Origin of the sequence: Olleya aquimaris (assembly GCF_003259525.1) — a bacterium.
GTDB lineage: Bacteria > Bacteroidota > Bacteroidia > Flavobacteriales > Flavobacteriaceae > Olleya > Olleya aquimaris.
Map to the genome: position 1 here is coordinate 528,978 of NZ_QLLO01000001.1, position 15,289 is coordinate 544,266.

Consider the following 15,289-nt stretch of genomic DNA (forward strand, 5'->3'; position numbering starts at 1 on the left):
GAAATAAATTCAATTATATAATATGTCATCAAACAAGAAATACTGGAAAAGTGTTGAGGAGCTAAAAGATAGCTCTATTGTTGAGACGCTAAAACAAAACGAATTTGTTCAAGAAATTCCTACTGATGAGTTCTTAGGTGATAAGGATACATTAGAAGCTTCTTCAACAACACGTCGTGATTTCTTAAAGTATGTTGGTTTTAGTACAGCAGCAGCATCTTTAGCAGCTTGTGAAGGACCAGTGGTAAAATCTATTCCGTACGTAGTACAACCTGATAGAATTATTCCTGGTGTTGCAAATTATTATGCAACCACTATTGCTAACGGATTTGATTTTGCAAGTGTTTTAGTTAAGACTCGTGAAGGTCGTCCAATTAAAATTGAAAACAATACACTAGCTAAAACTAATGGTCATGCTAATGCTAGAGTTAATGCATCAGTTTTAGATTTATATGATAGTTTAAGAGTACAAGGTCCTAAGAAAGGTGGAAAAGCCATTTCTTGGTCAGAATTTGATGCTGAAACGACACAAGCTTTAAATAGCTTGAAAGATTCAGGGAAGCAAATTGTATTATTAACACAAACTTATGCTAGCCCATCAACATCTAAATTAGTTGCTGAGTTTACAGAAAAATATGGCAATGTAAACCATGTGGTTTATGATGCTATTTCAGAATCTGCAGCGTTAGATGCTTATCAAGCGATGTATGGTGAGCGTGGATTAGCTAACTACGACTTTTCAAAAGCAATGACTATTGTGTCTGTTGGAGCAGATTTCCTAGGCGATTGGCAAGGCGGAGGATTTGATTCTGGATATTCAAAAATGCGTATTCCTACCAATGGTAAAATGTCCCGTCACATTCAGTTTGAATCTAACATGTCATTGTCAGGTGCTAATGCAGATAAGCGTGTTCCTTTAACACCAACTCAGCAAAAATTAGCTTTAGCACAATTACATAGTTTAATAGTAGGTGGTTCTGTAAATGCAAACGACTTACCAGCTAGAATTAAAGAAGCAGTTCAAAAAGCAGCTTCAGAATTAGTTAAAGCAGGAAGTAATGGTGTTTTAGTAACAGGAATTCAAGATGTTAATGCACAAACGGTTGCTCTAGAAATAAATAAGGCATTAGGAAGCAAAGCTTTTGATCCAAAAACACCAATAAAAACACGCCAAGGTAATAACAAAGCTGTGCAAACTTTAATTTCTGATATGAAATCAGGAAAAGTGGGTGCTATTATCATGAGTGGTGTTAATCCATTATATACACTACCTAATGCAAACGACTTTGCAGAAGGTTTAAAAAACACAACATTATCTGTTGCGTTTACCTCTAAAGAAGATGAAACTGCAGCAGCAGTTCAATACATAGCAGCAGCACCTCATTATTTAGAATCTTGGGGAGATGTAGAATTAAAGAAAGGGCATTTTGCATTAATGCAACCAACTATTCGTCCTTTGTTTGATACAAGACAATTTCAAGACGCTTTATTAAAGTGGAACGGGAATGATGTTGCATTAAACGATTATATTAAATCCACTTGGAAAGACACAATCCTTAACGGAAGTTCTTACAACCAAGCTTTACATGACGGTGTGTTTAGCAGTACAACAACTGTAGAAACTGCATCTGAAGATGTGGAACAAGATGAAACTCCTGCTGGAAATGCAGCTAGAGCTTTAGCAACGTCTGCAACTGGAAAAGGAGTAGAGTTAACATTATATTCTAAAATAGGAATGGGAGATGGTCAACAAGCCAATAACCCATGGTTACAAGAGTTTCCAGATCCTATTACAAGAACGTCATGGGATAATTATTTAACCGTTTCAAAGTCTGATGCTGAAGCTTGGAACTTAGTTAACACTAATGACGCTACAGGCGCATTAAACGGTAGCTATGTAAATCTTAAAGTTGGAAAAGCTGAGTTGAAAAACGTACCAGTAATTATTCAACCAGGACAAGCCAAAGGGTCTGTAGGTTTAGCATTTGGATATGGTAGAACCGCTGGTCTTAAAGACGAAATGAAAACTGGTGTAAATGCATTTGCACTTTACAACGATTTTGATACCGTACAAAACGTGTCAATCGAGCCAGCTACTGGAATGCATGAATTTGCATGTGTACAGTTACAAAACACCTTAATGGGACGTGGTGACATTATAAAGGAAACAACTTTAGAAATCTTTAATACTTATGACAAAGAAGATCATAAGCATGGATGGAATAAAATCCCTGTAGTATCATTAAACCATGAAGAAACACCAGTTACTTCACCAGAAGTAGATTTATGGGATGAGTTTGATCGTTCTATTGGACATCACTTTAACTTATCTATAGATTTAAATGCGTGTACTGGATGTGGTGCTTGTGTTATTGCTTGTCATGCAGAAAACAACGTACCAGTTGTTGGTAAAGAAGAAATAAGACGTAGTCGTGATATGCACTGGTTACGTATTGATAGATATTATTCATCAGAAGAAACTTTTGCTGAAGATGATGCTAAAAAAGAAGGTTTCTCTGGATTATTTGGAGATAATGGTTCTTTAGGAGGATTTGGAGAATTAGAAGATCCTGCAGACAATCCACAAGTAGCATTCCAACCAGTAATGTGTCAGCATTGTAATCATGCACCATGTGAGACCGTTTGTCCAGTTGCTGCAACAGCACACGGTAGACAAGGTCAAAACCATATGGCATATAACAGATGTGTTGGTACAAGATATTGTGCAAACAACTGTCCTTATAAAGTAAGACGTTTTAACTGGTTCTTATATAACGGAAATGACGAATTTGATTACCACATGAATAACGATTTAGGTCGTATGGTAATTAACCCAGACGTGACTGTTCGTTCTCGTGGTGTGATGGAAAAATGTTCTATGTGTATTCAGAAAACACAAAAGACAATTCTTGATGCTAAACGCGATGGACGTGAAATTAAGGATGGCGAATTCCAAACTGCTTGTTCTGCTGCTTGTAGCAATGGTGCAATGGTATTTGGAGATATTAACGATAAAGACAGTAAAGTTGCAAAACTTTTAAAAGACGATCGTATGTATCACTTATTAGAAAGTGTTGGTACTAAACCTAATGTTCAGTATCATACTAAAGTGAGAAACACGAAAGAAGCATAAAAAAAATTAATTAATAAACAATTATAAAAGGATTATGGCGTCTCATTACGAAGCACCTATTAGAAGACCTTTAGTTACTGGCGAGAAATCGTATCACGACGTAACTGTAGATATCGCAGCTCCTGTAGAGGGTAAAGCAAATAAACAATGGTGGATAGTCTTTTCTATCGCTCTTGTGGCTTTTCTTTGGGGAATAGGTTGTATTATTTACACCATTTCAACAGGAATTGGAACTTGGGGTCTAAACAGAACAGTAAACTGGGCTTGGGATATTACTAACTTCGTTTGGTGGGTTGGTATTGGTCACGCAGGAACATTAATTTCTGCAGTACTTTTATTATTCCGTCAAAAATGGAGAATGGCAATTAACCGTTCTGCAGAAGCAATGACCATCTTCTCAGTTGTTCAAGCAGGTTTATTCCCAATTATTCACATGGGTCGTCCATGGTTAGCCTATTGGGTATTGCCAATCCCTAACCAATTTGGTTCGTTATGGGTAAACTTTAACTCACCATTACTTTGGGATGTATTTGCAATTTCTACGTATTTATCAGTATCATTAGTATTCTGGTGGACAGGTTTATTACCAGATTTTGCAATGCTACGTGATAGAGCGGTAAAACCTTTTCAAAAGAAAATATATAGCTTATTAAGTTTTGGATGGACAGGTCGTGCAAAAGACTGGCAACGTTTTGAAGAAGTATCATTAGTATTAGCAGGTTTAGCAACACCATTAGTATTATCTGTACACACTATTGTATCTTTTGACTTCGCAACGTCTGTAATACCTGGATGGCATACCACTATATTCCCTCCTTACTTTGTTGCTGGAGCGATTTTCTCTGGTTTCGCGATGGTAAACACACTACTTATCATCATGAGAAAAGTGTGTAGCTTAGAAGATTATATTACTGTACAACACATCGAGTTAATGAACATAGTCATCATGATTACAGGTTCTATAGTAGGTGTGGCTTATATTACTGAGTTGTTTGTAGCTTGGTATTCTGGAGTAGAATTTGAGCAATATGCTTTCTTAAACAGAGCAACAGGACCTTACTGGTGGGCGTATTGGGCAATGATGTCTTGTAACGTATTTTCACCTCAATTTATGTGGTTTAAAAAATTACGTACAAGTATTATGTTCTCGTTTGCAATTTCAATTGTAGTAAATATCGGAATGTGGTTTGAGCGTTTTGTAATTATTGTAACATCGTTACACCGTGATTACTTACCATCTTCTTGGACAATGTTCTCTCCAACATTTGTAGATATTGGAATATTTATAGGTACTATAGGATTCTTCTTTGTGTTATTCTTATTATACTCTCGTACATTCCCAGTAATTGCACAAGCAGAGGTTAAAACTATCTTGAAATCATCTGGACAACGTTATAAAAACATTAGAGAACGAGGAGATAGTCTTGTAGGAACAGGATCTGATGCTAGAACATCAGTACCAAAATTAAAAGATGAAACGACTCTAACTCCAACTTTTGCAAAGGATTCGGATAAAGTAGACAGCATTTTAAAAGGTGTAGGTGTTTTTGATCCTAGCGTTCAAACAGCAGACGATCTTAAAAAGATCAATGGTATTGGACCAAAAATGGAGGAATCACTTAATAGTATAGGTATTTATACTTATGCTCAAGTAAGTAAAATGACAAAAAGAGAATATACCTTGTTAGACGAAATTACTGGTTCTTTCCCAGGAAGAGCAGAACGTGATGATTGGTCTGGACAAGCTAAAAAATTAATAAACTAAAAGTAGCATATGGAAGCTTCAAAAGTAATTCACGCTATTTATAACGATGACGATGTGTTAATGCATGCAGTTAAAAAAGTGAAGGCTGCAAAACATCATATCGAAGAAATATATACACCTTTTCCAGTTCACGGACTAGATAAGGCAATGGGATTAGCGCCTACAAGATTAGCAATTTGTGCATTTATGTATGGTTGTGTTGGTTTAACAGTAGCTATCTTAATGATGAATTTTATAATGATTGAAGATTGGCCACAAGACATAGGTGGTAAACCAAGCTTTAGTTATTTAGAAAATATGCCAGCATTTGTACCAATTATGTTTGAGTTAACGGTATTTTTCGCAGCACACTTAATGGTAATTACATTTTATTTAAGAAGTAAAATGTGGCCATTTAAGAAAGCAGAAAACCCAGACCCAAGAACAACAGATGATCATTTCTTAATGGAAATCCCGGTTCATGGTAATCAACAAGAATTACACGACTTGTTAGCCCAAACTGGTGCAGTAGAAATTAACGTAGTAGATAAAGCACATTAATTAGATATAATGAAACATTTAATTAAAATAACAATTATAGCCATTCTTGCAGTGTCGTTTACGTCTTGTAATAAAAAGTCACGACCTAATTATCAATACATGCCTAATATGTATGAGTCTGTAGGTTATGAAGCTTACCAAGAGTCTGATGCATTTGCAAATGGTCAAGAAGCACAGTTGCCAGTAGAAGGGACTATTTCAAGAGGTTATACATCTTTTGATTACACTAATGATGTAGAAGGGTATGATTTAGCTAAAGCTGAATTAAAATCACCACTTGATTCTACACAATTTGACGAGCCAAGAGCAAAAGAATTATATACAATTTATTGTGGAATTTGTCACGGTAACAAAGGAGCTGGGCAAGGTAAGCTAGTAAAAAGAGAAAAAATTCTTGGAGTACCAAGTTACGATGATGCTGGACGAGCAATTAACGAAGGAAGTATTTACCACGTCATTTATTACGGTAAAAACTCGATGGGTTCTTATGCTAATTTTTTAAGTGAAGAAGAGCGTTGGCAAGTAGTGTCATACGTTATGAAACTTAAAGCAGACCTAGAAAAATAAGATTTAGATAAAGTTTATATATAGATATGTACACACTTTCAAATAGACTAAAAATAGTTTCTCTTATCCTAATCATCTTAGGAGCAATTATGTGGGGAACAAGTTATTATTCGTCACATCACGTAACTACAGAAGATGTTAAAACGATGTTAGCTGAAGAAGCTAGTCATGGTGGTCATGGTGATACTCACGCTACAGAAGATGCACATCATGGTGAAGAACATGCTACTACCTCTCATGAAAATGAAGCACATGCAGATGCAGGAGAACATCATGGTGATGAGCATGCAGAGCATGTGATGCACCAAATTCATAACAGACCTTGGTCTGCATTATACGTTGCAGCATTTTTCTTTATGATGATTTCATTAGGCGTATTAGCATTTTATGCAATTCAGTTTGCAGCTCAAGCTGGATGGTCTCCATTATTATTTAGAGTAATGGAAGCAATTACTTATTACTTATTACCTGGTGCATTAATTGTGTTAGCAATAGCAGTATTAGCTGGAGATCATATTTTTGTATGGATGAATCCTGATATGGTTAATCCAGAAAGCGCCGACTATGACAAATTAGTAGCTGGTAAATCAGGTTGGTTAAATAAAACTGGATTTATTATTAGAGCTTTAATATTTATTGGTGGATGGAGTTTATATAGATTCTTTGCACGTAAATTCTCTTTAGCTCAAGATGAAGCTCCAGAAGGTGATATTAGAAACTTCAAAAAATCATTCCGTATTGCAGCAGCATTCTTAGTATTTTATATTTATACAGAATCTATGATGTCTTGGGATTGGATAATGAGTGTAGACCCACACTGGTTTTCAACATTATTTGGATGGTATGTATTTGCAAGTATGTTTGTAAGTGGTATTACTGTTATAGCTTTAATGACTATATATCTTAAATCAAAAGGCTTATTACCTGCAGTTAATGATAGTCATATCCATGATTTAGCAAAATTCATGTTTGGTATTAGTATCTTTTGGACCTACTTATGGTTCTCTCAATTTATGTTAATTTGGTATTCTAATATACCAGAAGAGGTAACTTATTTTGTGACTAGAATTGAAGATTACAAGTTGCCATTCTTTGGTATGGTAGCCATGAACTTTATATTCCCATTATTACTATTAATGAATAGCGATTACAAGCGTATACCTTGGTTTGTAGTTATGGCTGGTATAGTTATTTTGGCAGGTCACTATTTAGATATATTTAATATGATCATGCCAGCAACAGTAGGTGATAGATGGTTTATTGGTATGCCAGAAATAGGTGCAATATTATTGTTTGCAGGACTATTCTTATTATTAGTATTCTATGCATTATCTAAAGAATCGTTGACTGCAAAAGGAAATCCTTTTGTTAAAGAAAGTGAACATTTCCATTATTAATAAAAATTAAATAAAGAAGAACGATAACAATGACGACTTTATTATCAATTTTAGTTTTAGTATTTATTTTCGTTGCTATCTGGCAAATGGTTAAAATCTTTGATTTAACTCAAGTTGGAAAAACAACCGATAATAATCAAGTTGCTAACGATAACGACAACAAAATAAACGGTTATTTAATGATAGGTTTTTTAATCTTCATTTATGTAATTACTATTGTTTGCTTTGTAAAATATGGGGATTTACCTCTAATGTCTAATTCTGCTTCAGAGCATGGTCCAGGATTAGATAATTTAATGGTAATTTCAATGATAGTAATATTCTTTGTGCAAACAGTAACACAATTTTTATTACACTATTTTGCTTATAAATACAGAGGTGAAAAAGGTAAAAAAGCCTTATTCTATGCAGATAATAATAAGCTTGAAGCTATCTGGACAATCATACCAGTAATTGTACTTGCAGGATTAATTATACAAGGACTTTTTACTTGGACTAGCATCATGAATATCGATGAAGAAGCAGACCCAATGGTTATAGAGTTGTATGCACAACAATTTAACTGGAAAGCTAGATACTCTGGCCCAGATAACACATTAGGAAAAGCTAATGTTAGATTAATTGATATCAATAATGCTAACGAGTTAGGGGTTGATGCTAATGATCCAAATGCAAAAGATGATGTTATAGTTACAGAATTACATTTACCAGTAGGAAGACCAGTAGTATTTAAAATGCGTTCTCAGGATGTATTACACTCTGCTTACATGCCTCACTTTAGAGCCCAAATGAACTGTGTTCCAGGAATGATAACTCAATTTGGATTTACTCCTACTGTTACTACTGCTCAAATGCGTGAAACGCAAGAAATGCAAGAAAAAGTAGCTAATATTAATAATATTAGAAAAGAAAAAAGTCAAGCTTTAATAGCAGATGGTAAAGAAGGGTTAGAACCTTACGAATTTGACTATTTACTATTATGTAACAAAATTTGTGGTACATCACATTATAACATGCAAATGAAAATTATTGTCGAAACACAAGAAGAGTTTGATGCATGGATGAGTGAGCAAAAGCTATTTGTTGATTCATTAGTAAAAAATTAAAAGAAAAAGAAAACAATTTAAAAGATTTTAGATTATGTCAGCACACGTAGAAGAACATGGACATGACGATCATGGTCATCATCATAAAGAAACATTTATAACTAAATACATATTTAGTCAAGATCATAAAATGATTGCCAAGCAGTATTTAATTACTGGTCTTATCATGGGAATCATAGCTGTAGTAATGTCAATCATGATGCGTATGCAAATTGCTTGGCCAGAAGAATCTAACCCACTTTTTAAAGCATTACTAGGTAAATGGGCTCCTGATGGTGTCATGAGTGCGGATATTTATTTAGCATTAGTGACTATTCATGGTACAATCATGGTCTTTTTTGTTTTAACTGCAGGTTTAAGTGGAACGTTTAGTAACTTATTAATTCCGTTACAGATTGGAGCACGAGATATGGCATCAGGTTTTTTAAACATGGTTTCGTATTGGTTATTCTTTACTTCTAGTGTAATAATGGTTTGTTCTTTCTTTGTTGAAGCTGGACCAGCTGCTGCAGGTTGGACAATTTATCCTCCTTTAAGTGCTTTACCAATGGCTCAGGGTGGATCTGGTTTAGGGATGACTTTATGGTTAGTCTCTATGGCTATCTTTATTGCATCATCTTTATTAGGATCATTAAACTATGTTGTAACTGTAATCAACTTACGTACTAAAGGAATGTCTATGACTAGACTACCTTTAACTATCTGGGCATTTTTTGTAACTGCTATAATTGGTATTATTTCATTCCCAGTATTATTATCTGCTGCATTATTATTAATAATGGATAGAAGTTTTGGAACTTCATTCTTCTTATCAGATATCTTTATTCAAGGTGAAGTTTTACATTATCAAGGAGGTTCTCCAGTATTATTCGAGCACTTATTTTGGTTTTTAGGTCACCCAGAGGTTTATATTGTATTACTGCCAGCATTAGGTATTACTTCAGAGATTATTGCAACTAACTCTCGTAAACCAATTTTTGGTTATCGCGCAATGGTCGCTTCAATTTTAGCAATCGCATTTTTATCGACAATTGTTTGGGGTCACCACATGTTTATTTCTGGAATGAATCCATTTTTAGGATCTGTATTTACATTTACAACCCTATTAATTGCAATTCCATCAGCTGTAAAAGCATTTAATTATATAACTACACTATGGAAAGGTAATCTCCAGATGAATCCAGCCATGCTATTCTCCATAGGATTAGTATCTACATTCATTACAGGAGGATTAACAGGAATTATACTTGGAGATAGTGCACTTGATATTAACGTACACGATACTTATTTTGTAGTTGCGCATTTCCACTTAGTAATGGGTATTTCTGCACTTTACGGATTCTTTGCTGGTGTTTACCACTGGTTCCCTAAAATGTTTGGTCGCATGCTTAATAAAAACTTAGGTTATGTACACTTTTGGGTAACTGCTGTTTGTGCTTACGGAGTTTTCTTTCCAATGCACTTTATAGGTATGGCAGGTTTACCAAGACGTTATTATACAAATACTAACTTCCCATTATTTGATGATTTAGCAAGTGTAAATGTTGTTATTACAGTATTTGCTATTGTAGGTAGTATTTTCCAAATTGTATTCATATATAATTTCTTCTCTAGTATTTTCTATGGTAAGAAAGCAGAGCAAAACCCTTGGAAATCTAATACATTAGAATGGACAACTCCAGTAGAGCATATGCACGGAAACTGGCCAGGTGCTATTCCACATGTACATAGATGGGCTTATGACTACAGTAAACCAGGTCATGATGAAGACTGGGTTTCTCAAATTGTTCCTTTAAAAGAAGGCGAAGAAGAGCTACAGCATTAATAAATTAAACATACTTATATAAAGCGCATTTTATTATTTAAATGCGCTTTTTTTTTATCTCTTTTTTGAGTAAATGTTAAAAAAAATTAAAAAAAATCGATGAAATACAAAAAAATCAGTTAAATTGCCCTGTTAAAAATAATTACTCAGTAATTACTTTAAAGTGTAAATATTAAATTTTATTTGAAAAAATTTAGTGAAACTATTAACTAACTTAACCTATAATTATGAAAACAAAATCCTTGTTTGGGAAGGTGGCTGTTGCTATAACTTATCTTATAGTTTTTTTGAGCGGTATATCAAACACCTATGCTCAATGTCCTACAATTACAGATTCAAACCCAATAGTTTGTGATGCATCTGGTTTAATTTTTGATGACCTAAATATTTATGCTACAAGTAGCAATGGTATTATTTGGTATGATCAGCCAACAAACGGTAATCCTTTTAACGGTAGTCAACTAGTTAATGAAGGTACTTATTATGCAGATGATAATACTGGATCTTGTGGTGTTAGAAACTCTATAACAGTATCTTTTCAAGTACCACCTACAGGTCAAAATCTAGATGCCATATTTTGTGATAATGAAAATGCTACAATCCAAACTTATATAGATCAGGAGTTACAGTCTCATATACCAATTGGTGGTTCCGTAGCAGTATATTATGATGTCAATTTAACAAGCCAAGCAAATAGTACTGATGTAATACCATTAGGTGCTACAAACTATTTTATTGTATTCATAGATAGTTCTGGTTGCGAAAGCCAAATTGAGCCAGGTAGTACAGCAGTATTTTCTGCACCTGCAGATCCAACACCAGCAGATCCGCAAGAGTTTTGTTCTGACACAAATCCCACAGTTGGAGATCTTGATCCGGGAACCACTGGGTCGTTTAGTTGGTATCAAAATATTAATGGATCTGGAGATCCTATTTTACCAGCACTACCTAATGGAACCCCTTTAATAAACGGGAACACTTACTACGTTCAAGTAAACGATTTATTTTGTAATAGTAACACAGTGCCTGTAACTGTAATTATTAATGACCCAGTAGATCCTGGTATGTCCAATACCTTAGAGTATTGCGAAGATAGTATACCAACCTCAGATTTTAATTTGTATGATGTTTTAGGTGGTACTCCAGATACAACAGGTAGTTGGTCAGGACCATTACCAACCACTGGTGGACATTTAGGGACAGTTAATATTTCTACATTAACAGCACCTGGAGATTATGTGTTTACATATACTGTACCAAGCACTGGTGTTTGTCCAGATGGTGTGTCTACTGTTACAATAACGATATATCCAGTATTATCTTCAGGAGTTCCTTCTGCAGCAAATCCTGCGACATTTTGTGTTGCCGACTTACCTGCTGCTTACGATTTATTTTTGTTATTAGATAATGAAGACCCTAACGGACAGTGGTCTCAAAATGGAACAAACTTAACTTCTCCAGCAGATTTAACTGGTTTGACACCTGGAACATATGATTTTATATATACTCAAAATTTAGCGCCAAATCCATGTCCAGAAGAATCAACAACTGTTCAGGTTGTAGTGCTTCAGGATCCTGAAGCAGGAAATGCTATTAATCAGGTGTTTTGTGAAAATGATTTAGCAGCAAATTCGCCTTTCGATCTATTTAATGCATTAGATGGAACACAAGATAATAATAATGGTGTTTGGACTGATGCTGCAAATGTTGTAGTTTCTAATCCTATAGATATTTCAACGTTTACGGTAGCAGGAAGCCCTTATTCATTTACATATACTATTGACAATGGTACATGTATGGATTCTGAAACAATAACAATTACAGTAGAACCTGCTCCAGAATCAGGAACACCTGTTGCAACTTTTCCAGAGTTTTGTGAAGGTGAAGCACCTTCTAACTTTGATTTATTCGATTTATTGGATAACGAAGACCAAACAGGAACATGGTATTTAGGAACAGATAATACTGGTTCAACAATTGCTAATCCGGTAGATTTATCAGGATATACTGATGGAACGTATAATTTTACTTTTGATGTTGATGCAATAGGATCTTGTGATGATGTTTTAGTTACAGTACAAGTAACTATTAATCCTTTACCAAATACTGGAGTACCGACGCCTGCAACATTTTGCGAAAATGATTTAGCAGCCAATTCTCCATTAGATTTATTGGGACAATTATCTGGTCAAGATGCTGGTGGTACATGGACTGATGATAATGCAACTGGAGCTTTGTCCGGAACCAATGTAGATTTAACAATATTAACAATTGGTTCTTATAATTTTTCATACACCATTACAGATGCTAATGGATGTACTAATAGTAGTACAGTTGTAATTACAGTAGAAGAAGCACCAGAATCTGGAAATGCTTTAATGCCAGTAGAATTTTGTGAAAACGAAGTAGCAGCTAATTCACCATTTGATTTATTTTCATTATTAGATGGAACACAAGATAACAACGGGACATGGTATGTTGGATCAGATACATCAGGATCTGTAGCAACTAATCCAGTGGATATTTCAGGTTTAACAACAGGAACTTATGACTATACTTATTCAGTACCAATTATTGGATCCTGTAGCGATGTGGATGTAACAGTACAAATTATAATTAACCCAATACCAAATACAGGAGTACCGACGCCTGCAACGTTTTGTGAAAATGACCTAGCAGCTAATTCGCCATTAGATTTATTGGGTCAGTTATCAGGTCAAGATGCTGGTGGAACTTGGACAGATGACGATGCTACAGGAGCATTGTCTGGTACAGATGTAGATTTAACTTTATTGACTATAGGTTCATATAATTTTACATATACCATTACAGCTAATGGATGTACTAATAGTAGTACAGTTGTAATAACTGTAGAAGATGCTCCGGAATCTGGTACAGTAAATGCACCAGCAGAGTTTTGTTTGGCAGACATAACTACAGGTCAAACTTTTAATTTATTTGATTTATTAACAGATGAAGATCAAACAGGTACTTGGACTGACGATGATGCTACAGGTGCTTTAACTGCAAACACAGTTGCTTTAGATGCATTATCTACAGGGACTTTTAATTTTACATTTGATGTTGATGCAATTGGAACTTGTGATGACGTGTTAGTTACTGTAAGTATAATCATTAACGACACACCTGCACCTACAGTTAATGCAAATCAATCTTTTTGTGATAATGCTACAGTAGCAGATTTAACAGCAACAGGGAATTCTATTCAGTGGTATGATGATGCAACTGGAGGAGTTGCTTTAGCAGATACAACAGTTTTAGTTGATGGTGAAAATTATTTCGCTTCTCAAATAGATCCTGTAACTGGCTGTGAATCTTCAACAAGATCTGAAGTTATAGTTACTATAAATCCAACACCTAATCCAGGTAATCCTGCAACAACTCCAATATCTGTGTGTAATGATAATAATGCTGTAGATTTAAATACAGGATTAGATGGTACACAAGATACAGGAGGAGTATGGCAAGATGATGATGCTACAGGTGCTTTATCTGGTAATATTTTGGATGCAACTGGGTTAACAGCTGGTTCATACAATTTTACATATTTAGTAACAGCTACAGCACCTTGTATAGATCAGAGTACAACAATTACAATAACAGTTAGCGAACCTTTAAATGCAGGGACAGACGCTATTTTAGATGTGTGTGATGATAGTGGGACAACAGATTTATTTACCTTACTAGGTACAGCAGATACTGGTGGAACATGGTCACCAACTTTAACTAGTGGAACAGGTGTATTTGATCCATTATTAGATGCTGAAGGTACATATACTTATAGTTTAATTAACGCTTGCGGAATTGATTCTGCAGACGTTATAGTTACAGTTACACAAGCTCCAAACGCTGGTTTAGATGGTAGTTTTGATATTTGTGTAGTAGATATAGATACCACAAACAGTACTTTAGATTTATTAACTGTTTTACAAGGGACACCAGATGCAACAGGAACATTTGTTAACAACGATGGTGCAGCAGGCTTTTCGGGTACGCAACTAGATTTAACTGCAGTTGCAGTTGGAACCTATACTTTTACATATTCCGTTACCGCTATGTCACCTTGTACAACTGATGCGACTTCAATTGCAACAGTAACTGTTAATGATAGTCCATCCGTAACTATAATAGACGCTAATCCAGAATTTTGTAGCTCAGAAAATCCAACAATTGCAGATCTAAACGCTTCAGTTAGCGGAACAAATATTGTCTGGTATGAAGATGCTAATTCAACTACACCTTTGGATGCGACAGATGCATTACCATTAGGAACTGAAGATTATTTTGCAACTCAATCTACAGGTTCAGGTTGCGAGTCTTCTGTTAGAATTCAAGTTAATGCTACGGTTAATGATGTACCAACTCCAACTCTAATAGATCCAAATCAAGAGTTGTGTATTAATGATGCTCCAACAATTAATGATTTAACATTAAATATATCAGAATACGATTCAACATTAAATAATGTAATATGGTATGATGCAGCAACAGGAGGTTCAGCTTATAATAGTACAGCCTTGCTTATAGTTGGGTCAACGTACTTTGCTGTGTTAGTAGATGCAAGTACAGGTTGCGAAAGCAGTGTTAGACTTCAAGTAACACCAGATTTAACAGGTTGTGGATTGTTAGTTATTCCAGATGGGTTTTCGCCAAATGGAGATGGAACTAACGATACTTTTGATATAGATAATGTTAACATTCTTTACCCTAATTTTGAAATTGAAATTTTTAATCGCTACGGAAACATAGTATATAAAGGAAATGCATCTACTCCTCGTTTTGACGGTAGATCCAACCAGTCTGGCTCTATGAATCAAGAAGAATTACCAGTTGGTGTTTACTTCTATGTTTTCAACTTTAATGATGGAATAAACAAGCCTAAGCAAGGACGTTTATACCTAAGCAGATAATTTTAAATAAACAAAATTTTAAAAA

8 protein-coding genes are annotated in these 15,289 nt (G+C 34.8%); all 8 read left to right on the plus strand.

Annotation, left to right across the window (positions count from 1 at the left end):
• Positions 1 to 22: 22 nt before the first annotated feature.
• The 8 genes from LY08_RS02375 to LY08_RS02410 all read left to right on the plus strand — a co-directional run bounded on the left by LY08_RS02375 (position 23) and on the right by LY08_RS02410 (position 15,264).
• On the plus strand, positions 23 to 3,133 hold the full coding sequence (locus tag LY08_RS02375) for a TAT-variant-translocated molybdopterin oxidoreductase (RefSeq protein WP_111658828.1): 3,111 nt from the start codon (positions 23 to 25) through the stop codon (positions 3,131 to 3,133).
• 34 nt (positions 3,134 to 3,167) lie between these two features.
• Entirely contained in the window at positions 3,168 to 4,898 is a 1,731-nt protein-coding gene (gene nrfD, locus LY08_RS02380) for an NrfD/PsrC family molybdoenzyme membrane anchor subunit (RefSeq protein WP_111658829.1), read from the plus strand.
• Positions 4,899 to 4,907: 9 nt separating this feature from the next.
• Complete coding sequence (locus tag LY08_RS02385; RefSeq protein WP_111658830.1) at positions 4,908 to 5,438, plus strand: DUF3341 domain-containing protein; 531 nt, start codon at positions 4,908 to 4,910, stop codon at positions 5,436 to 5,438.
• 9 nt (positions 5,439 to 5,447) lie between these two features.
• A complete protein-coding gene (locus LY08_RS02390) occupies positions 5,448 to 6,005 on the plus strand; it encodes a c-type cytochrome (protein ID WP_170120592.1) in 558 nt (185 codons plus the stop codon).
• A gap of 26 nt (positions 6,006 to 6,031) precedes the next feature.
• Positions 6,032 to 7,402, plus strand: coding sequence for a quinol:cytochrome C oxidoreductase (locus LY08_RS02395; RefSeq protein ID WP_111658831.1), 1,371 nt, complete (start codon positions 6,032 to 6,034; stop codon positions 7,400 to 7,402).
• A gap of 29 nt (positions 7,403 to 7,431) precedes the next feature.
• Positions 7,432 to 8,508 (plus strand): cytochrome c oxidase subunit II, encoded by a 1,077-nt coding sequence (locus LY08_RS02400; RefSeq protein ID WP_111658832.1) that lies wholly within the window; start codon positions 7,432 to 7,434, stop codon positions 8,506 to 8,508.
• A gap of 34 nt (positions 8,509 to 8,542) precedes the next feature.
• Complete coding sequence (locus LY08_RS02405; protein ID WP_111658833.1) at positions 8,543 to 10,333, plus strand: cytochrome c oxidase subunit I; 1,791 nt, start codon at positions 8,543 to 8,545, stop codon at positions 10,331 to 10,333.
• A 227-nt stretch (positions 10,334 to 10,560) separates the two neighbouring features.
• A complete protein-coding gene (locus LY08_RS02410; protein ID WP_111658834.1) occupies positions 10,561 to 15,264 on the plus strand; it encodes a gliding motility-associated C-terminal domain-containing protein in 4,704 nt (1,567 codons plus the stop codon).
• Positions 15,265 to 15,289 lie beyond the last annotated feature (25 nt).

Bases quoted from the DNA above. Each gene is read 5' to 3' on its own strand.
- LY08_RS02375 (WP_111658828.1), top strand. From the start codon at position 23: ATGTCATCAAACAAGAAATACTGGAAAAGTGTTGAGGAGCTAAAAGAT.
- LY08_RS02395 (WP_111658831.1), top strand. From the start codon at position 6,032: ATGTACACACTTTCAAATAGACTAAAAATAGTTTCTCTTATCCTAATC.
- nrfD (WP_111658829.1), top strand. From the start codon at position 3,168: ATGGCGTCTCATTACGAAGCACCTATTAGAAGACCTTTAGTTACTGGC.
- LY08_RS02385 (WP_111658830.1), top strand. From the start codon at position 4,908: ATGGAAGCTTCAAAAGTAATTCACGCTATTTATAACGATGACGATGTG.
- LY08_RS02405 (WP_111658833.1), top strand. From the start codon at position 8,543: ATGTCAGCACACGTAGAAGAACATGGACATGACGATCATGGTCATCAT.
- LY08_RS02400 (WP_111658832.1), top strand. From the start codon at position 7,432: ATGACGACTTTATTATCAATTTTAGTTTTAGTATTTATTTTCGTTGCT.
- LY08_RS02390 (WP_170120592.1), top strand. From the start codon at position 5,448: ATGAAACATTTAATTAAAATAACAATTATAGCCATTCTTGCAGTGTCG.
- LY08_RS02410 (WP_111658834.1), top strand. From the start codon at position 10,561: ATGAAAACAAAATCCTTGTTTGGGAAGGTGGCTGTTGCTATAACTTAT.